This window comes from Anaerocolumna sp. (assembly GCF_032079385.1).
Classification (GTDB): Bacteria; Bacillota; Clostridia; order Lachnospirales; family Lachnospiraceae; genus Anaerocolumna.
On the sequence record NZ_DAMAUC010000021.1, the window covers coordinates 1 to 20,168 of the forward strand.

A 20,168-nucleotide genomic window follows, 5' to 3' on the forward strand; every position below is an offset into this window, starting at 1 on the left:
ATTTTTAAATATTGGCGCGATTCCTATCGTATAAGAACCATAACGAATTTCCCAAAGTCACAAGAACCACACAGCCGCCCCTACTCACGAAGGTCAAGGGAGGTTATGAGGGCAAAGCTGTTTTTTGAATTGAGCTATGTTTAGGGCAGTTTTGAAATATAGGAAATTTAGGGGAAGTATACTTCCCCTAATTAATCTTTAGAAGTAGTAAAACCAAATGATGGTTTACTATTTTTATCTTTTATATTTGTTAATGGGGTTATCACTCCAGATTTGTACTTCAATATATCTTTCTGGTCCGAATTTTCCGTCATTATTCCAATCTTGGGGGAGTCCATATTTTTTTATTATTCCAAGAATTTCGTCATACATATATATCTTTTTTCGATATTCTTTTGTATCATTTACTTTTGGGCTAAATGTTGGATGTGAGTCCCCGTATGTAAAGGATATTGTTCTTAAATCAAATTCTTCAATAGGTATTTTAATATATGCACTATTCTCATACCAGGTAGAAAGCCATGGGCTATGTTCTACAACCATATAATGCGGCGCATTTCTTGTGACTATTCCACCTTTTTGAATAAATAGCTTCCTTACAAGTTCTTCATAATATAATCTTGTTTCCATATATTCATCATGTCTTCCTGCACATTGAACACTGGGTTTTCTTTGTTTAAACTCATTAAGTATCTTTTTAGCCTCTTCTATGGGAATATCCGATAAATTCATAAATGGAAGTGGGCAAAGCGTACGTCAAACATCTACTAATGAATTCCATATATAAATATCAATTAAAAATGTTTATACTTTTTTAACATTCTCTTGAATTTAGTTATTTAAGGTGGTATACTACTAAAGTATAAAGAACAAATGTCTTTCACAGAAAGACAAACAAGAGGAGGTATTTTATGAAACGCAAAGTATTTGCTGTTGCACTTTGCTTAAGCTTAGTTGTAAGCATGTTTACTGCCTGTAGCAGTAAGCCAACCAGTACAGATGGAGGCAAAGTTATTAAAATTGGTGTGTTTGAGCCTCTTACAGGAGAAAATGGCGGAGGTGGTTTCCAGGAAGCTCTGGGAATGCACTATGCAAACAAAGTATATCCAACTGTGGAAATTGGTGGGGAAACTTATCGAATCGAATTAGTTGAAGTAGATAACAAAAGTGATAAAACAGAGGCCGTCAGTGCCGCACAGAATTTAATCAGTTCCGGTGTCAGCGTTGTACTTGGTTCTTACGGTTCCGGTGTATCTATTGCAGCCGGCGAGATTTTTGCAGAAGCTAAAGTTCCTGCTATTGGCGCTTCCTGTACAAATCCACAGGTTACACTTGGTAATGACTATTACTTCCGTGTATGTTTCTTAGACCCATTCCAGGGTACTGTTATGGCTAATTATGCATTTCAGGAAGGTGCAAAAACAGCAGCGGTTATTACACAGCTTGGCGATGATTATTCCTCCGGTCTTGGAAGCTATTTCGTAACAGCTTTTAAAGAACTAGCCGGTGACGGTGCCATTGTCAGCGAAGAACAATTCCAGACAAATCAGAACGACTTTAAAGCAATCTTAACCAATGTGAAAGCGGCAAACCCGGATGTAATATTTGCTCCTTCTTCCATTGCTACTGCTCCCCTTATTATCAAGCAGGCCCGCGAACTTGGAATTACAGCAACCATTATGGCTGGTGATACTTGGGAGAACTCATCTATTATTGAAAATGCAGGAGAATATGCAGAAGGTGTTGTCCTTTCCACTTTCTATGATGAAGCAGATCCGGCAACCGATGAAGCAAGTTCTTTTGTAAAAGGCTTTAAAGAATACTTAAAAGAGAAAAAACAATCAGAGATTATTCCCGCAGTGTCTGCACTTGGTTATGATGCTTACATAGTTGCTCTTGAAGCAATCAAACAAGCAGATTCCACCGATCCAGCTGCCATCCGTGACGCATTAGCAAAAGTAGAAAAAGATGCCGTTACCGGTCATATTTCCTTTGATAATAATGGTGATGCGAAAAAAGATATTGCTTTTATAAAAGCTGTTAAGGATGGCGGTTTTGAATTCTTAAAGACAATAACCGTTGCAAAATAGTCTCTATTTGTTATTAAAGTATATTTATGAGGCTGCCTGCTACTTGCGGCAGCCTTAGCTGTTTTAGAGGAAAAGATAAAATATTGGAGGACATCACATGACTTTATCCACATTATTTCAGCATATTTTAACAGGGATATCCCTTGGCGGTGCTTACGCTTTAATTGCCATCGGATATACAATGGTATATGGTATTCTCCGCCTGATAAACTTTGCTCATGGTGACATATTCATGATGGCAGGTTATTTCATGATATTTTCAATGGCAAGTCTACCATGGCAGATTGCAATCCCTATCGTATGTATTGTAACAATTATATTGGGTGTTGTAATAGAACGCGTGGCTTATAAGCCTCTGCGGACAGCCCCTCGTATGTCAATTATGATTTCAGCCATTGCTGTTTCCTATCTGTTACAAAATCTTGCTACCTATTTATTTACCGCACTTCCCAGGGCTTATCCGGAAATACCTTTCCTTAAGAGAATATTCCGATTCGGTACGGTTTCTGCCTCTTTGGTTACTTTTATAACACCGGTGCTTACCATTCTTCTGGTTATAGCTTTAATGTTTCTGATTAACCATACTAAGATTGGTATAGCCATTCGGGGAGTATCAAAAGATTTTGAAACTGCACAGTTAATGGGGATTCGTATTAACAAAGTAATCAGCGTTATCTTTATAATAGGTTCTTTCCTTGCCGCCATTGGTTCCATTTTATATTTTACAGATCGTATGTCAGTAACACCGTTTAGCGGAACTTTACCGGGATTAAAATGTTTTGTTGCAGCAGTTCTTGGGGGAATCGGCAGTATTCCCGGTGCAGTAGTAGGTGGCTTTGTAATCGGTATCAGCGAAACCCTTTTGGTTGCTCTTGGATATTCTACTTTTAGTGATGCTTTTACATTTGCATTATTAATCGTTATTCTGTTGTTCCGCCCCACAGGTTTGTTTGGTGAGAAAAATATTGACAAAGTTTAGGAAAGGAGGAGCTTGTATGAAAAATTCAAAAAAGATTACTTATTCTATAATTTTAGCAGCAGCCATTCTTGCCTTCCTATTCTTTTTAGAAGTCAATAAGACTAACTACGGCATGGCACATACTGTACTTACTAAGGGTGCTATTTTAGCAGTTGTTGCAGTTTCTATGAATTTAGTAACCGGATTTACCGGTTTATTTTCCTTAGGGCAGGCAGGATTTATGGCAATCGGTGCATATATTACAGCTATATTCTTAATTCCCACAGATACTATACAGGACGTATATTACATAAGCGGCGTATCACCGGTAATTATGAATTTCAAAAACTTTTTCGATTCTACTCCCGGCTGGATACAGATGCTTATTCCCTATATTGCATTAATTGCCGGTGGTTTGGCAGCTGCATTGTTTGCAGCCTTAATTGGTATTCCGGTCCTTAGATTAAAAAGCGATTACCTTGCCATAGCAACACTTGGTTTCTCTGAAATCATGCGTGCCATTATATCCAGTCCTCAATTAGATACCATTACAAATGGTTCTTATGGTTTGAAGAAAATACATGGATTTTCCTCCATTATACAGACCTTTGCCATTGCTGCCGTTTGTATCACTTTTATGATATTATTAATCCGCAGTACTTATGGAAGAGCATTTAAAGCCATTCGGGAAGACGAAACAGCCGCAGAAGCTATGGGTATTAATTTGTTCAAACATAAACAATTATCCTTTGTGGTGGGTTCTTTTTTCTCAGGTGTCAGCGGAGGAATGCTTGCCATGTTTATGCGTTCCATCGATTCCAAAACTTTCAGTGTTTCCTTAACCTATGACATTCTGCTAATTGTTGTTATTGGAGGAATCGGCAGTGTAACAGGCAGCGTAATATCAGCTCTTTTAGTAACCGTAAGTAAGGAATGGTGGTTACGTTTCTTTGATAACCCCCTTCATATCGGTAATTTTCAGGTTCCATTTTTCCGTACGGGATTCCGTATGGTAATCTTCTCTGTGATTCTGCTGGTTGTGGTACTTTTCTATCAGAGAGGGCTTATGGGTAAGAGTGAATTTTCCTGGGAGAAAATTGGAAAAGGTGCTTCAAGATTAAAAGGTTTTATTGTAAAAAAAACCTCTAAAGGAGGTTCTGGTCATGTCAAATAATATATTAAGATTAGAAGATATCACCATGCAGTTTGGCGGTGTTGTAGCTGTAGATAATTTGTCTCTGGAAGTAAACCAGAATGAAATTGTTTCTCTAATCGGTCCAAACGGTGCTGGAAAAACCACCGCATTTAATGTTGTAACCGGTGTTTATGCACCCACCAACGGAGCCATTTATTTTAAGGATAATATAATAACCAGTAATTATCCAAAAGGTTCTATGAAGAAACTGTATGCCGGACAAAATAATGGCAAATACACTTCCAGAGTAGAAAAGACACCGGATCAAATCACAAAACTTGGTGTAGCCCGTACTTTTCAAAATATCAGGCTCTTTAAAGAACTGACGGCTTTTGAAAATGTCCTTATTGCCAAACATATGCGTGCAAAAGCCAATTTCCTTTCAGCCACACTTTGTCTGAATCACAAAGAGGAAGATACTATGAGAGAGGAAACCTTAGAACTGCTTAACATCCTTGGCCTAACCGATGTAAAAGATGAAAAAGCAAGTTCCCTTCCTTATGGACAGCAAAGACATCTGGAAATTGCCCGTGCCCTTGCTACAAAACCGGAACTTCTATTACTGGATGAACCTGCTGCCGGAATGAATCCACAAGAAACTGCGGAATTAACGGCTTTCATACATGATATACGCTCCAAATTCAATTTAACTGTATTCATGATTGAACACCACATGGATCTGGTTATGGAGATTTCAGACCGTATCTATGTTTTAGACTTTGGCAAATTAATAGCTTCCGGAATTCCAGAGGAAGTTCAGAACAATCAGCGGGTCATTGACGCATATTTGGGGGTACAGGAAGATGGCGAAGAATAATTTATTAACAATTGAAAATCTATGTGTATCCTATGGTGGTATTAAAGCGGTGAAAGGTATTAGTCTTGTTGTACCGGAAGGTGATATTGTTACCTTAATCGGTGCAAACGGTGCCGGAAAAAGTACCATTCTTCGAACCATATCCGGTCTTGTAAAATCAGAAAGCGGTAAAATCACTTATAACGGAGAAGATATAACCGGTGCACAAACTACCACTCTTGTAGAAAAAGGTATCACTTTAGTACCGGAAGGACGTCGGGTATTCCCTAATCTTACCGTTTTAGAAAACCTAAAGATTGGCGCTTATTTACGTAAAGACAATCTGGAGGAGGATATTCATAGAGTTTATAAACTTTTTCCCAGACTGGAGGAACGTTCCTGGCAACTTGCAGGAACCCTTTCCGGTGGTGAACAGCAGATGTTAGCTGTAGGCCGTGCGCTGATGAGCAGACCAAAACTAATTATGATGGATGAACCTTCCCTGGGACTTGCACCCATAATTGTAAATGAAATCATGAACATTATTAAAACAATTAATAAGGAAGGTGTAACCATCCTTCTGGTAGAGCAAAATGCCAACCTTGCATTAAGAATTGCCCATCATGGTTATGTATGCGAAACCGGTAACATTACCATGGAAGGTACTGGTATGGAATTGTTAAATGATGAAACTGTTAAGGCTGCTTATCTTGGAAAAGCTAAGAAAAAATAAACCTTTTATTTGCTTTCCATTATTTTAACATTATAAGTATGTAGATAGGTATAACATTAATAGCTGTGAATATCATTATTAAAAAAGTTTCTAAAGAAAAAGAAACAGCCTGCAAGCATAATACTCCAGGCTGTTTCTTTATTAGTTTTAATAATAATTATTGAGTTTAATTACTGTAAAGTTATAATAGAATCAAACATATCCTTATTTGCATTAATTTCACTTGATGGGGCAACTATAACATAATTCTGGTTGTCATTTAATTTACCCATATATCCTGCGAAAGTTTCTATATCTGCAATACCTGATTCTTTGATTTCTGTTAATCCGTTTATCCTGTCCTGAGTGCTGATACCCTGTACATGATAAAGCAGTTGCATATAAGCATCGTCTAATTCGCCGACAATTGGACTTGCAGCTGCATATGTGGAAAGTTTATAACTTTCTAATGTTTCATCTGTCATGTATGGTGTTAAGGCTTTCAGGAATTCATCTGTTGCTCCTATAATCTTCATAGAATTCACATAATTATTATCTCTGAAGGTATAAGCAAGATAAGTATCATCCATTATAGCTGCAGAAGCACCATATGCGCCTCCCTTTAAACGGATTTCAGGAGTTAGTAATAAATTGTTTAACAGGTTCATAATTACATTTCCTTTACCGCTTTGAGGAACCTTACTCTCTGATAAAGAGGCATTCACACAAACGTATTGAACGGTTGAATTAATTACCAGTGCTTCTCTCTTAGCCGGCTTTGGTAAGGAATATACCGCTTTTTCATATTTAGTATCCGGCAGTTTACCAGTTAAATCTGTTATAGAGGATTTGAATAAGCTTTGTGCACTTTCATCTCCGGCAAATAATATGTCTAAATTGTTCTTGTTAAATGCTTTTGTACGAACTTCTGTAATTTTTTTCACTACTTCAGCAGGATTATTTGCTATTTGCTTTTCTATATCTAATATAAACTTATAATAATCCAGTCCGGTTAAATAATTAGCATATCTGTATAATTGACTTGTATATGCCATGCTTCTTAATGTGGCAATATTTAATGGCTCTGCAAATTGACTCTGATAATCAGCTTTTAAATTAGCTATGGTACGGGTACCATACATGGCAACATCTTCAACTTTAGAATTCAAAAGTACATCGGATACCAGAGCAAAGGTATCTGCATATTCATCTTTAAAGCCATAGTAATTTACTGAAAATACCGGATGTGCTGAAGAATCATCCTCATTACCCATAATTGCTGAAACAGAGGTTGAAATGGTATTGGTCTTAAGGGCCATTTCATTTAAAACCTGACTTTCCGTTTTATTGGATGTTGCCATTCCATTTCCTATCATATCGCTATAGAAGTTTAAATATAAAAGTTCTTCCGGTGTCAGATGGCTTAAATCAAACCTTAAGTCTATGGAACTAATCCTGTCAACATCTGCTTTTACAGTTAACAGATTTGCTCCATCCACTTTTGTTTCTTTAATTTCTCTGTCCTTTAATTCTACATTAATATCTTTTAAAGATACCGCTCTTAAGGATTTTATTACTTCCGCCGGAGTTTCCTTACTGTTCCACTCCTGAAATGCTGCTGTTTTTTTCACAAGTGCGTTAATATCTTTTTTTGCCATAGAAGCTTTTTTATCAGCAAGAACTTTGGCTACAGCTTTTTGATTTTTCTCAAGTAATCCTGCTTTTGGAGTTGATACAGTAAGAGCAGCTAATTTATTTTTAATGATTTGTTTCTCAATTAATTTTTCTAAAACTTTATCATCCAGCTTATTAATCAATTTTCTATAATAGCTGCTAACATCCACCAAAGGATTACCCATCAGGTTGTCGAACAAACTTGCTGTCATCATTTTGTTTAATGCACTGTTTTGATCACTTCCTAATGCTTCCTCAAACTCCATGGAGCGTACGGAGGATTTTATCAGTTCAGTATCTAATCCTTCTTTTACTGTATTTTTTAATTCTTTTAGTACCAATTGATAAAACTCATTACTCTTAGAAGGATCTGCGTTATTAGCCATAAAATGAATAGATGGCTGATATGTGGTGGAATCAAATGATACACTATAAGATTCACCTATTTTACTTTTCATCAGTGCCTGCTTAAAACTGGAATTATCCATGTTTAATAAGGCTATGGCCGTACTAAGTGCGACGTAATTATCCATTCCTAATTCTTTTATATCACTGGTTGCAAATACAAGATCAATAACCGATTTATTTTTTGTATCTGTTCCTGCTGCAACCGGTACTGTATAGGATTTTTTAGACAATTTTTTAAACGGTTTCTGAGTTCCTCTGTCTATGGTTACTTTTTTCTTACTGTATGAGGATAAATAATTCTCATCTACCATTTTCAAAAATGCTTCATAATTTACATCACCATATAGAACCATAAAACTGTTGGATGGATGATAATTCTTTTTATATGTATTAATTACTTCCTTATAAGTTAAAGTACGGATATCGCTTGGATTACCTCCGGAAATATTACCCTGATTGCTGTTAGGGAAAACAGCTTTTTTAGCATTACTCATAGATTGAGCCTCAATGCTGCTCATACTTCCCTGCATTTCACTATATACAATACCATTATAAGCTAAATCAGACTTTGCATCCTTTAATTCCGTACGCAAACCTTCTCTTTCAAATATTCTTGAATCTGATAATAACAATGGATTAAATACAGCATCTAAATAAATATCCGCTGATTTAAAAAGCTGCTTTTCATTGGCAGAACAGATTGGATACATAGTCATGTTCTGGAATGTAAATGCGTTGGCAAAAGAAACATATGTAGTATTCATTACATCAAAAATGATGTTACTGCTGGGATATTTTTTACTTCCCCCCAGAACAGAATGTTCAATAATATGATTAATACCCTTATCATTGTCAGCAGGAGTATTAAATTTAATTGAGAATCCGCGGTTTATATCGCTGTTCTTAATAACCAGTAATTTTGCTCCTGTCTTAACATGTTCAAATAACATTTCATTTGATTTAGTTGATGAATCATAAGCAGTTTGTTTTACTTTAAAGCCATGAATTACATCACCAGTCTTTGGTTCCCCAGTAGTTGCTGCAGATACCATTTGGGATGATCCTAAAACAGTTGTTAAAAATAAACACACTGCAGTAACTAGAAATAAAACTCTTTTCTTCATAATTGCCCTTCTTTCTTAATTTTTATTGCCCCTTTGCATGTAGTATAATTTAAATGTAAAGCTTAACATGCTATATTCTACCAAATTCTTCTGTATTAAACTTTAAGATTTTCTTAACTTTCCGTTAAAATCCCGTAATAAAAGAACCAAATTTTTAATTGCTTTTTAATGTAGTAAGCTTGTATTCCATTTCTACTTCTTGATTTATTTATTTTTAGTATCTATATCAATTAAGAAAACATCCTGTCTTCGAGTTAATATTTCCGTAAATGGATTTAGTTCTTTTCGAATAACCGCAATAACTTTTCTATCAAAACATCTGATTATTTCCTTTTGATACTGTAGGCAGTTAACTTCCAAATACCCAATTTCATCTATAACAATAAGATCAACCCCGCTATTATTATATGCCCTTAGTATATTAACTCCTAAATGCTCAAAAGTTTCGGGAATAGGACGAAATGAATTCGTTTCTATATCTCTTTTCGCTATCAATCCCTTTATATCCGGATTATTGATATCACGAAGTACTACATATTTGGGCATATAAGCATCATCTCGGACAGCATAGGTAATGATTCCACCAAGGTTGGTCTCTTCTTCCATCATATGATTGTCTTTATAAAAAAAATCCTCTTTCTGTGTTGATTTTTTCTCATAAATACTTTCTTCATTTAAAGGATTTTCAAGCTGAAGCTTCTCTATAGGAACCAAATCTTTTAAAATCTCTTTTAGAACTGTAGTTTTCCCGCTCTTTCTATTGCCTGTAATCAACAGATGCTTTTTCCCGCTTTCACAAAAAGATGTCATGATAAATTGCTTCAATTGTCTGATTTGATCGTCTAATGAATTGGTCATATTTATCTATTAACTCCTTTGCCTCTTCTGTTATATAAGAACCGCCGCCACGCTTGCCTCCTCCCTGGCTAAATAAGCAGACTGATCTCCAAAACTTTTTCGTTATATTATTAACAATATAACGTAAGTATATTTTATACTAACACCCCCAATTGTTCAACTATATATTACCAAAAAAAATGCAATTCATAATACACTTTTGTGTAATAGGAATTGCATGTCAAATCTATAAACCAATATAATACTGTGCAAAACAACTTTCTGTTTCCCACTTTATCCTTTTATACTTCCGGCAGTCACACCTCGAACAATGAATTTGGACAAACATATATATACAATTATAACCGGAAAAATCGCAATAGCTATAAGCATATATAACTGACCCATATCGAATTTTAAAAAGTCGGCACTTCGAAGCTGGGCAATTAATATGGGCAGGGTTTTCTTTGTATTGGTTTTAATAATCAGAGAAGGAACAAAATAATTGTTCCAGGTATTTACGAAAGCAAAGATCGCCTGTACTGCTATTGCAGGTTTTATAATCGGCAGCACAATATTATTAAATGTTCTAAATTCCCCAGAACCGTCAATTCGTGCAGCTTCTATAATCTCAATTGCAAGGTTGCTCTCCATATATTGCTTCATAAAAAAGAATACCACCGGTGCTGCTATGGACGGAGCAATTAAAGGTATAAAGCTGTCCAGCAATTTTAATTTTTGCATTAAATCAATAAATCCCAAAGTAGACACTTGTACAGGTACCATCATGATCATCAGTATAAATAGAAACAAAGCTCTTTTAAACTTAAATTCATAAGCATGTATTGCATATGCCGTAAGAGATGAAAAATATGTAGTAAGGATCGCGTTGCATCCGGATATAAATAAACTATTGGCAATACCATTGATAACTGGAAGATTCTCATTACTAAGTACATTCTTTAGATTTGTAATAAAAGATTTTCCTGGTAAGAAAGAAAAACCTTTTTGTATATCTGGATGAGAACGGGTTGCATTGATTAGTAATATGTAGAAAGGCAATAAACATAGAAATGTTAAAAGTAACAATACAATGTAGCTGATAATCCGCTCTGATTTAAGAATTAATTTTGCTTTTTTATCTTTTTTATCCATGTTATTTTCCCCCTTTCTTTTTCATAATACCTTTTGTCATAGTTGCAAATACCGCAATACTTAATATAGTTGTAATAATAAACAAAATAACAGATAAAGCACCGGCCATGCCATAATTCTTACTAAAGAGATGATTGTTTAAATACATAATCAATGTCATGCTGCTTCTATTAGGTGTTCCCTTTCCGTTTGTTAAAATCTGCGGAATATCAAACATCTGGATGCCGCCTATCAGGGAGGTGATAAATACATATACAAGGATGGGCCGAATGATAGGTATGGTTATCTTTGTGAATATTTTTAATGTATTTGCACCATCTATTGCTGCTGATTCAAAAAGTGCTGTGTCAACACCCATCATACCTGCCATTAGAATAATTGTTGTGTTACCAAACCACATTAGAAAGTTCATTCCTGAAATTAATCCTCTTGTTGCCCACACAGAGGTCATGAAGCGGAATTCTTCTTTTAGAATTCCAGTATTCATCAATATGTTATTAATAGGCCCCCGGTCTGAAAACAAAGCATAGAATAACATGGCAAAAGCTGCTGCCATTATTAAATTAGGCATATAAATGATTGTTTTGAAAAATCCGGTTGCTTTTAACCGCAAACGTAAATCCGTAAACCAAACCGCTAATAAAAGTGAAAAAAGAATCTGTGGAATAAAGCCCATAAGCCAGATAATAATTGTATTGCTAATATATTTTAACAAATCACCATTGAATATGGTCTTGAAGTTTTCAAATCCGACAAAACTTGGCCCAATGTGTTTAAGGCCTGACATATAGTTTTCAAAAAAGCTGTAATAAAACGTTGATATTAATGGAACAAATGAAAATATGAAATAAACCACAAAAAAGGGAATTAAAAAGATATAACCCCATTTGGCATAACTAACTCCTTTATGCTTTACTGCTTGATTTCCTTCTGCTTTCATGGATTTTCCTCCCTATAAAATACCCTTTTAGAATTTTAAAAATGAGGCTGCTGCAAAACCGTCCATATTTTGTAACCAATCTACTAGTCCCAACTTCTTCGACTGCTCACAAGTGTGTTTATTGTTTTACAACAACCTCCTTATTCATGACAATAGAAAGTTTAATCAGCTTCTATTGTAACCCAGTGTCTATTTGGTTAATTCCGGATATTTTTCTATAGCTGATGTGTAGAAATTCTCTAATGCCGTATCTTTATCTACTGAACCATCAAAGTAATCTTTAAAAGCTCCCTGGAAAGATTCATTTAAACCTTGGTCATACTGGGAAATGTTGCTCATATCAATCTTTGGAGCAGCTTCTGCAAATAATTTAATATGATTTTGTCCGCCTAAGAAAGCAGATTGGAAATCGCTGTTTGCAAGTTCATTCATAGCTTTCATATTATTAGTGTAATCCTGCGTATCTTCTGTTATCTTCTTCATCGTATCTGCATCACATGTTAATGTCTTCATTATCTCTTTAATTAATGGAAGGTTATCTGTCCCTGCTGCTGCACAGATCCAGGTACCACCCCAGTAATAGCTTTCAGGTCCCTGACAAACCGCGTAATCACCATAAATACCATTACCTACTTCTTCTTTTCCGCCTTCTGATACAGGTGTTGCCAATGCATTTCCTAATAAAGTAAAGTTAATGCCCCATGTAGAGTAAAAGAAGCCAAATACCTTTCCTTCCGGACCTTGATCTGCAGACCATTCAGGAGCCCATAGAGAGGTTTTATTGTTATAGGCTTTATCTGTATAAGCTTTTGTCTGATCTACCCATCTCATGATATTGTCATCAATTACTATCTTAGTACCATCCACCCAAGGCGTTGAAACATTATTGGAGAAAGTACGATAGGCATCATCATAACCGGATAACATCTTATATCCTTTTTCAGCTGCTTTTGCTGCAACTTCATCAAATTTGTTCCAGTCGCTTAAAGCTGCCTGTACTTCTACAGGATCATCTGTTCCAAGTACATCTTTAGCAATGGAACGTCTGTAAGCAAATAATCCTGGTGTAGCCTGCCATGTGGTACCTTTTTGAACACCATTGGAATCCGTAACGATATCTTTTGTATATTGATACTGCTCCGCCAGATCTTCATCGGTTAAGCCTACATCTGCTTTTACATCCAAAGCATAATCTGTATCAACATATTTCAAGGCATAATCAGCCTCTACCAAAAAGATATCAACTTTGTCATCATCTGCTGCTGATTCCTGGTTTAATAATGCCTGGTCTAATGCATTTTGATAAGCATTATTTTCATTTGGCGTAATAACGAAATTCACTTCAATACCTTCCGGCAGCTTTCCTGCTTTTTCAAAATAATCCGTATAACGGCTTTTGAATTCTTCATTCCAGCAATAGATGTTAAGTACTTTACCTTGAGAAACCGTATCACCGGAAGCATTCTCTTTCTCCTTATTATCTTCTGTTTTTGGAGCTTCCGTTACCTCCTTTGCTACTTCCTTGTCAGGATCTTTTGTTTCATCCTTACCTTTTCCTGCACATCCAACCAGCGTGGATATTGCCATACTGCCAATTAACAAAGCTGCTATAAATTTCTTTTTCATATAAAACACTCCCTCCTTAAATAATTTTTTTATGTTCTACTGGAATTTCCAGCATTGCATCATAATTAATTAACAGTTATCATTTTCACAGTTTTTCCTTCTAATAACTTACCTTGAATTAATACCTGTGTAGCTAAACTAGTCTTTGGATTTTCAATCCAATCAATTAGTTTACCTGCCGCTTCTCTGCCTATAGATTCTGAATCCTGTTTTATTGTAGTTAGTTTAGGTTTTAGCACCTGGGATAAAAGAATGCCGTCAAATCCTGCTACACTAATATCTTCCGGAATCCTTAAACCTTTTTCATCTATTACATTCATTCCTCCAATGAAGGAAAAATCATCAGGAAACATAATACAAGTAGGCGGGTCCCCACATTCCAATAACTCTCTTGTAAGCTTGCCTGTTGTTTTGGGATCATGGTAATAAGAGGCTCTTACATATTCCTCCGGAACTTTTATTCCAAGATTCATACAGGTTTTATAAAAACTGGCCAAACGTTTTCGAGTAACAGAAGTATCTTCACCGTGAATAAAGGCTATCTTTCTGTGGCCTCTCTGATATATGTAATTTACCAAGTCCTCCACCGCTTTTACATTATCTGAAAGAATTGCTGTCTTACCATTATAGACATGGTCAATGGTCACAACTGGCAGTTCACTGCTTACCAGCTCAACAACCATAGGATCTGTATAATCTACACTGGCAATCACTACACCATCGTAATTACGGTATCTGCAATGCTCCAGATAACTTACTTTCTGTTGTCCTATGTTTTGAGAAATAAAAGTTATATCATATCCTCTTTTTTCAGCCTCAGCCTTTAAGTTTTCTAAAACAGATGAGAAATACTCATGTGCCAACCCACTGTGCATTTTATCAATAAAAAGGATTCCAATATTGTTACTTCGCTTCGTCTTTAACATTCTTGCCGCCGAGTTTGGAAAATACCCCATCTCTTCTGCTGCTTTTCTAATATTTTCTTTTGTTTCTTTTCCGATGTCACTTTGATCATTCAATGCTTTGCTTACGGTTGCAACGGACACTTTACATTTAGCTGCTATATCTTTTAAAGAAGCCATTCTTCATCTTCTTCCTCTCTATTTATATAGTTTAGATTAAGTATTTGAGGCTTTACTTAATCGTTTTCGTATTTATTATAAAATAATATACAACAAATTGCAATACTTTTATTTATTTTTGTTTAATATGCATATTTACTATCTCTTTTTTTAGTAACATCTACTTAAATTACTAAATTTTGGATTATATATTGCTTTTTTTCTCATATAATAGTATTATATTCGTAACTTAATCGTTTTAGTACCCTATGGTAAATAACAGGAAGCGAGGAATACATATGAAGTATGGATATTTTGATGATAGGAGAAGAGAATATGTGATCCAAACACCGGATACTCCCCTGCCTTGGATTAATTATCTGGGCAGCAATCAATTTTTTAGTCTTCTATCTAATACAGGGGGCGGTTATTCTTTCTACCGTGATGCGAAACTCAGACGCATTACCAGATACCGTTATAACAACGTTCCAAATGATATTGGAAGCCGTTTTTTTTATATTAAGGATCAGGAGGATATATGGAGTCCTTGTTATAAACCAGTTAAATCAAAACTGGATTCTTACAGCTGCAGGCATGGTATGGGTTATAGTACTATTTCAGGAAGCCGTAATTCGATACGAGCTTCCATCACTTTTTTCGTTCCTTTGGAGGATAACTGTGAATTGCAGCATGTTACCTTAATAAATGAAGGCGATTGTAAAAAAAATCTTGATTTTTTTGGTGTAGTGGAATGGTGTCTTTGGAATACCGTTGATGATACCACGAATTATCAACGAAATCTAAGTATCGGGGAAGTGGAAGTGGAAAATTCTGTGATATACCATAAGACAGAATACAGGGAACGCCGCAACCATTATGCCTTTTACAGTGTTAATGGCGGTACCTGTGGCTTTGATACCGATCGTAAGACATTTCTTGGTGCAGATAATGACTGGTCCTTACCCGACGGTGTAAGACTCGGTAAATCAGCAGACAGCATAGCAAGCGGCTGGTATCCCATAGCTTCGCACCAGCTTTCCATTTCTTTGGAACCGGGAGAAACTAAGGAACTGGTATTTGTTTTAGGATATATAGAGAACGTGAAAAATGATAAATGGGAATCGCCTAATACAATCAATAAGGTGAAAGCAAAAGAGATGATTTCAAAATATGAAACTATTTCTTCTGTAAATGCAGCCTTTTCAGAATTAGCTCAATATTGGGAGGGGTTATTAAGTAATTATCAGATTCATTCTGCTCTTCCTCAAGTGGACCGAATGGTGAATATATGGAATCAATATCAGTGTATGGCAACCTTTAACATGAGCAGAAGTGCCAGTTATTATGAAACCGGAACAGGACGTGGTATGGGATTTCGAGACAGCTGTCAGGATTTACTTGGATTTGTTCATATGATTCCTGAACATGCCAGAGAACGGATTATTGATATTGCTTCTATTCAATTCGAGGATGGAAGTACTTATCACCAGTACCAGCCTTTAACGAAAAAGGGGAATGGGGATATCGGCGGCGGTTTTAATGATGATCCTTTATGGCTGATTGGCTGTACAACTGCATATATCCGTGAAACAGGGGATATGTCTATTTTAGATGAAATGGTACCTTTTAATAATGTGGAAGGTACAGAGAAACCATTACTGGAACATTTAAAAAGAAGTGTTTATTACACCATAAATCATAAAGGTCCTCACAACCTTCCTTTAATTGGACGTGCAGACTGGAATGACTGCTTAAATCTGAATTGTTTTTCAGAGGAACCGGGGGAAAGTTTTCAAACCTGCGAAAATATGGACAGTAAAAAAGCTGAAAGTGTATTTATTGGGGCTATGTTTGTTAAGTATGCCGGCGAATATGCGGAACTATGCAGCCGGTTAGGTGATGTAGAAGAAGCAGCTTATGTATACACAGAGATTCAAAAAATGACAGAAGCTATAGAAACCTCCGGCTGGGATGGTTCCTGGTTTCTACGTGCATATGACAGCTTTAGTGACCCGGTTGGAAGCCATATATGCGAAGAAGGTCAGATTTATATTGAACCTCAGGGTTTTTGTGTTATGGCAGGTATCGGGGTTCAGAACGGAAATGCTAAAAAAGCTCTTGACAGTGTTGAGAAGCGCCTTACAACAACCTACGGTATTCAGTTGCTAAATCCCTGCTATACAAAATACCATATTAACTTAGGAGAAATCTCCAGCTATCCTCCGGGATATAAAGAAAATGGCGGTATCTTTTGCCACAATAATCCCTGGATCAGTATTGCCCATACTGTAATTGGTCAGGGAAATGAAGCATTCGAAAGCTACAGGCGTATTTCACCAGCTTTTACAGAAGAAATCAGTGATATACATAAAACAGAGCCCTATGTGTACAGCCAGATGATTGCGGGAAAAGAAGCCCCGAATTATGGCGAAGCCAAAAACAGCTGGTTAACCGGAACTGCGTCCTGGTCCTTTGTCAATGTAAGCCAATATATCCTGGGAATACGTGCAGACTATGATGGGTTGAGAATAGAACCATGTCTGCCGGATGAATTAAATAAGATTACTATTATTCGTAAATTCAGAAATGCTCTGTTTAACATACATATCCATAATAATAAAACAGGTAAAGTACAGATTGTGGCCGACGGAGAAAAGATTACAGGTACTCTTGTACCATTAATAGAAAACAAAAAGATTTACAATGTGGAAGTGGAAGTATAACTAGAATACCTTTGACAATAAGCATATATAATCTTCAATTCCTCTTATATATTTTTTTGCAGTAGAAGTTATTACAATATAACTTCTACTGCAAGGAATAGCTGTATGAATTTTACATTGCAACTTCTACTATAGGAATGGCTGTATGAATTTTTACAGCGCAACTACTACTATAAGGAATGACTGTATGAATTTTACATTGCAACTTCTACCAGAAGAAATGACTATATGAATCCTTACATTACCACTTCTATCAGAAGAAATAACTGCACGAATCTTTACATTGCAAATTTACCGATAAAATCTTTTACACGGGTATTTTCTGTAGAAAATAGCTGTTCCGGTGTACCTTCTTCCTGAATTCTTCCATTTTCCATAAAAATAATGCGATCTGATAGCTCTTTAGCAAATTGCATTTCATGAGTAACTATAATCATAGTCATTTTTTCTTTCGCCAGTTCTTTAATAACCTTTAGCACTTCGCCTGTTAATTCCGGATCCAGGGCTGAAGTAGGTTCGTCAAAAAACAGTATTTTAGGCTGGAGGGCTAAAGCCCGCGCTATGGATACACGCTGCTGCTGCCCGCCGGATAATTGATAGGGGTATGCATCCCTTTTATCTTCTAAACCTAATTTCTTAAGCAATACCATAGCCCGTTCTTCTGCTGCCTTTTTACTGACTTTTTCTACCGTCATAGGGGCATCTGTAATATTTTTCAGTACTGTATAATGTGGGAACAGGTTAAAGTTTTGAAAGACCAGCCCATAGTATTTATGAAACCTTCTTAATTCTTTTTTTGATATATAGGTACTTTTACCCTCTGTATTATGGGCAGCATATTCACCCAGATAAATCAACTCTCCGCTGTCCATTTTTTCCAGCATAGCTGCACAACGAAGTACAGTAGATTTTCCAGAACCGGAAGGACCGATAATAGACAGTACTTCACCTTCATTTACAGCTAAAGATATATCTTTGATTACTTCCAAATCATCAAAGGATTTTTTCATATGATTAATCTCTAATATTTTCATATTCACACCCATTGCATATCCCAGGCGGGCCTGGAATACTGCCACAAATAAAAATAAGTGAAAGAATCAGTTGATGGCATTCTTTCATAATTTATATTCTTTCACTTTATATTGTGTCCTTTCCTGTAATAATAATGGAGACCATTTCTTGCATCTGTGAAGATGCCTTTCTTCACATTTTTATCTATAATAGTTTAATTTTCGCTCAATCTGCTCCATTCCCAGTGCGACAGCCAAATTAAATATGTAGTAATATAAACCTGCCACCATAAGAGGTATAATCGTGGTTTCGGAAGCCGCAATCTGTTTCGCTGTTGTAAACATCTCTACAATGGATAATACAAATGCCAAAGAAGTGTCTTTCACCAATGTAATAGTCTCATTGGTTATAGAAGGCATAACACGTTTAATGACCTGCGGCAGAATAATCTTAAAGAAAGTCTGTCCCTTTGTATATCCCAGTACCTTAGCAGCTTCATACTGTCCTTTTGGCATGGATTCTATTCCGGAACGGTATATTTCTGCAAAATAAGCTGCATAATTTAATACAAATGCCAAAATTACTGCTATAAAACGATAGGAACGGCCTAATTGAAGACCGAAAACATAGAACGGTCCAAAATATACTACAATAAGCTGCAACATTAAAGGTGTTCCACGCATAACAGAAATATAGAACTTCGTAATGGTACGAAGAATACTATTTTTAGACATTCTGCCAAATGATATAATTAACCCTAAAGGAAGAGAAAAAATTAAGGTTAGCACAAATATTTCAACCGTTGTAATAAATCCCTTCCCTAATTCAAAAAACATAACCGCTATATTCATATAATTCCTCCATTTATCCCGGTTATTAATAGTCTATTACCACGAATTCAATGAGATAACAGAGTAAATAGATAACACGCATACTATCAGACTTAATCCTTCTTGCCGAAACAAACGCTGTCCTCTAAATCCCATTTCTTTGCTATCTCCATAAATGTTCCGTCTTCCATCATATCCATTAAAGTTTTTTCTACTTTATCCCTAAGTTCTTCATTACCCAATAAAAATCCCACACCATACTGCTCGCCGGAAAGATATTCATCCAGAATAGTAAATTTATCCTGATTACGGGAAGACATTTGCGCTTTTGCAACACCGATATCCATTGCTATAGCATCTACTGTTCCCATTTCTAATTCCATGAACGCAGTATTATAATCACCAAACTCTAAAAGTTCAGACAATGAGCTTTTTAATTGCTCATTCTCATCGCTATTTAATGCAGACAAAGCAGAGGAATCTTTTTGAACTGCCACAAGTTTTCCCGCTAAATCTGCCTGATTTTTAATTCCGGAGGTACTTGCAGTTACAAATACCTGGCTATTGTTTACATAAGGAGAACTCCAGGTATATTGTTCTTCACGGTCATTGATGGTAAATCCATTCCAAATGCAATCAATAGCACCGGAGGATAGTTCCATATCCTTAGCATCCCAGTCTATTGGCTGCTTAACCAACTCCCAATTGTTGCGGCTGCTGACTTCTTGTGCTAAATCCAAATCGAATCCTACATATTCTCCCTTTTCATTTTTAAACCCATAGGGTTCAAATTCAGCATCAAAGCCCACTACAAATTTTTCTTTTCCAGATTCTTTATGTTTCCCGCCACATGCGGCAAAAGTACCGGCAAATAAAATTAATGTTACAAATAGTATTATGTATCTTTTCATACTTTCCTCCTCTACCTTATTAGCACTCTAACAGTTTATCAAGCTAAATTGCTCTTGATTGTATAATAACACAGATATTTTATCCCTGTCAATTATGTAATAAAAAAATTATTA

General features: G+C 35.9%; 16 protein-coding genes. 6 read left to right on the forward strand and 10 right to left on the reverse strand.

Annotated features, from left to right (window positions below; genetic code table 11):
- Positions 1-234 precede the first annotated feature (234 nt).
- Positions 235-732: a hypothetical protein gene (locus tag RT261_RS15420; protein ID WP_313133801.1), complete on the reverse strand. Its 498-nt coding sequence runs from the start codon at positions 730-732 to the stop codon at positions 235-237.
- 179 nt (positions 733-911) lie between these two features.
- On the opposite strand from RT261_RS15420, the gene RT261_RS15425 reads away from it, so the two are divergent.
- The 5 genes from RT261_RS15425 (at position 912) to RT261_RS15445 (ending at position 5,772) form a co-directional block, all read left to right on the forward strand.
- Complete coding sequence (locus RT261_RS15425; RefSeq protein ID WP_331665499.1) at positions 912-2,090, forward strand: ABC transporter substrate-binding protein; 1,179 nt, start codon at positions 912-914, stop codon at positions 2,088-2,090.
- Between the two features lie 97 nt (positions 2,091-2,187).
- A complete protein-coding gene (locus tag RT261_RS15430) occupies positions 2,188-3,069 on the forward strand; it encodes a branched-chain amino acid ABC transporter permease (protein WP_313133802.1) in 882 nt (293 codons plus the stop codon).
- A 16-nt stretch (positions 3,070-3,085) separates the two neighbouring features.
- On the forward strand, positions 3,086-4,222 hold the full coding sequence (locus RT261_RS15435; protein WP_313133804.1) for a branched-chain amino acid ABC transporter permease: 1,137 nt from the start codon (positions 3,086-3,088) through the stop codon (positions 4,220-4,222).
- Positions 4,212-5,060, forward strand: a complete 849-nt coding sequence (locus RT261_RS15440) for an ABC transporter ATP-binding protein (protein WP_313133805.1) — start codon at positions 4,212-4,214, stop codon at positions 5,058-5,060. Before RT261_RS15435 ends, RT261_RS15440 begins: the two co-directional genes overlap by 11 nt.
- Positions 5,047-5,772, forward strand: a complete 726-nt coding sequence (locus RT261_RS15445) for an ABC transporter ATP-binding protein (RefSeq protein WP_313133807.1) — start codon at positions 5,047-5,049, stop codon at positions 5,770-5,772. Before RT261_RS15440 ends, RT261_RS15445 begins: the two co-directional genes overlap by 14 nt.
- A gap of 170 nt (positions 5,773-5,942) precedes the next feature.
- On the opposite strand, the gene RT261_RS15450 is transcribed toward RT261_RS15445, so the two are convergent.
- The 6 genes from RT261_RS15450 to RT261_RS15475 all read right to left on the reverse strand — a co-directional run bounded on the left by RT261_RS15450 (position 5,943) and on the right by RT261_RS15475 (position 14,597).
- Entirely contained in the window at positions 5,943-8,957 is a 3,015-nt protein-coding gene (locus RT261_RS15450; protein ID WP_313133808.1) for an insulinase family protein, read from the reverse strand.
- A gap of 204 nt (positions 8,958-9,161) precedes the next feature.
- The gene (locus RT261_RS15455; RefSeq protein ID WP_313133809.1) at positions 9,162-9,815 is read right to left on the reverse strand and encodes a nucleoside-triphosphatase; all 654 of its coding nucleotides are present in this window, start codon (positions 9,813-9,815) and stop codon (positions 9,162-9,164) included.
- Between the two features lie 273 nt (positions 9,816-10,088).
- Positions 10,089-10,949, reverse strand: coding sequence for a carbohydrate ABC transporter permease (locus RT261_RS15460; RefSeq protein ID WP_313133811.1), 861 nt, complete (start codon positions 10,947-10,949; stop codon positions 10,089-10,091).
- Between the two features lies 1 nt (position 10,950).
- Positions 10,951-11,889 (reverse strand): carbohydrate ABC transporter permease, encoded by a 939-nt coding sequence (locus RT261_RS15465; RefSeq protein ID WP_313133812.1) that lies wholly within the window; start codon positions 11,887-11,889, stop codon positions 10,951-10,953.
- A 189-nt stretch (positions 11,890-12,078) separates the two neighbouring features.
- Positions 12,079-13,515: a carbohydrate ABC transporter substrate-binding protein gene (locus RT261_RS15470; protein WP_313133814.1), complete on the reverse strand. Its 1,437-nt coding sequence runs from the start codon at positions 13,513-13,515 to the stop codon at positions 12,079-12,081.
- 65 nt (positions 13,516-13,580) lie between these two features.
- A complete protein-coding gene (locus tag RT261_RS15475; RefSeq protein WP_313133816.1) occupies positions 13,581-14,597 on the reverse strand; it encodes a LacI family DNA-binding transcriptional regulator in 1,017 nt (338 codons plus the stop codon).
- Positions 14,598-14,875: 278 nt separating this feature from the next.
- On the opposite strand from RT261_RS15475, the gene RT261_RS15480 reads away from it, so the two are divergent.
- Positions 14,876-17,299: a GH36-type glycosyl hydrolase domain-containing protein gene (locus RT261_RS15480; protein WP_313133817.1), complete on the forward strand. Its 2,424-nt coding sequence runs from the start codon at positions 14,876-14,878 to the stop codon at positions 17,297-17,299.
- A gap of 278 nt (positions 17,300-17,577) precedes the next feature.
- On the opposite strand, the gene RT261_RS15485 is transcribed toward RT261_RS15480, so the two are convergent.
- From RT261_RS15485 to RT261_RS15495, 3 genes are all read right to left on the reverse strand, one after another.
- Entirely contained in the window at positions 17,578-18,333 is a 756-nt protein-coding gene (locus RT261_RS15485; protein ID WP_313133890.1) for an amino acid ABC transporter ATP-binding protein, read from the reverse strand.
- 180 nt (positions 18,334-18,513) lie between these two features.
- Positions 18,514-19,164 carry an amino acid ABC transporter permease gene (locus tag RT261_RS15490; protein ID WP_313133819.1) on the reverse strand — a complete coding sequence of 217 codons (651 nt, stop codon included), beginning with the start codon at positions 19,162-19,164 and terminating at the stop codon, positions 18,514-18,516.
- 92 nt (positions 19,165-19,256) lie between these two features.
- A complete protein-coding gene (locus RT261_RS15495) occupies positions 19,257-20,054 on the reverse strand; it encodes an amino acid ABC transporter substrate-binding protein (protein ID WP_313133821.1) in 798 nt (265 codons plus the stop codon).
- Positions 20,055-20,168: the final 114 nt, after the last annotated feature.

Coding starts and splice junctions, on each gene's coding strand:
- RT261_RS15445 (WP_313133807.1), top strand. CDS start 5,047: ATGGCGAAGAATAATTTATTAACAATTGAAAATCTATGTGTATCCTAT.
- RT261_RS15460 (WP_313133811.1), bottom strand. CDS start 10,949: ATGGATAAAAAAGATAAAAAAGCAAAATTAATTCTTAAATCAGAGCGG.
- RT261_RS15490 (WP_313133819.1), bottom strand. CDS start 19,164: ATGAATATAGCGGTTATGTTTTTTGAATTAGGGAAGGGATTTATTACA.
- RT261_RS15465 (WP_313133812.1), bottom strand. CDS start 11,889: ATGAAAGCAGAAGGAAATCAAGCAGTAAAGCATAAAGGAGTTAGTTAT.
- RT261_RS15480 (WP_313133817.1), top strand. CDS start 14,876: ATGAAGTATGGATATTTTGATGATAGGAGAAGAGAATATGTGATCCAA.
- RT261_RS15420 (WP_313133801.1), bottom strand. CDS start 732: ATGAATTTATCGGATATTCCCATAGAAGAGGCTAAAAAGATACTTAAT.
- RT261_RS15435 (WP_313133804.1), top strand. CDS start 3,086: ATGAAAAATTCAAAAAAGATTACTTATTCTATAATTTTAGCAGCAGCC.
- RT261_RS15450 (WP_313133808.1), bottom strand. CDS start 8,957: ATGAAGAAAAGAGTTTTATTTCTAGTTACTGCAGTGTGTTTATTTTTA.
- RT261_RS15425 (WP_331665499.1), top strand. CDS start 912: ATGAAACGCAAAGTATTTGCTGTTGCACTTTGCTTAAGCTTAGTTGTA.
- RT261_RS15440 (WP_313133805.1), top strand. CDS start 4,212: ATGTCAAATAATATATTAAGATTAGAAGATATCACCATGCAGTTTGGC.
- RT261_RS15485 (WP_313133890.1), bottom strand. CDS start 18,333: ATGAAAATATTAGAGATTAATCATATGAAAAAATCCTTTGATGATTTG.
- RT261_RS15495 (WP_313133821.1), bottom strand. CDS start 20,054: ATGAAAAGATACATAATACTATTTGTAACATTAATTTTATTTGCCGGT.
- RT261_RS15470 (WP_313133814.1), bottom strand. CDS start 13,515: ATGAAAAAGAAATTTATAGCAGCTTTGTTAATTGGCAGTATGGCAATA.
- RT261_RS15430 (WP_313133802.1), top strand. CDS start 2,188: ATGACTTTATCCACATTATTTCAGCATATTTTAACAGGGATATCCCTT.
- RT261_RS15475 (WP_313133816.1), bottom strand. CDS start 14,597: ATGGCTTCTTTAAAAGATATAGCAGCTAAATGTAAAGTGTCCGTTGCA.
- RT261_RS15455 (WP_313133809.1), bottom strand. CDS start 9,815: ATGACCAATTCATTAGACGATCAAATCAGACAATTGAAGCAATTTATC.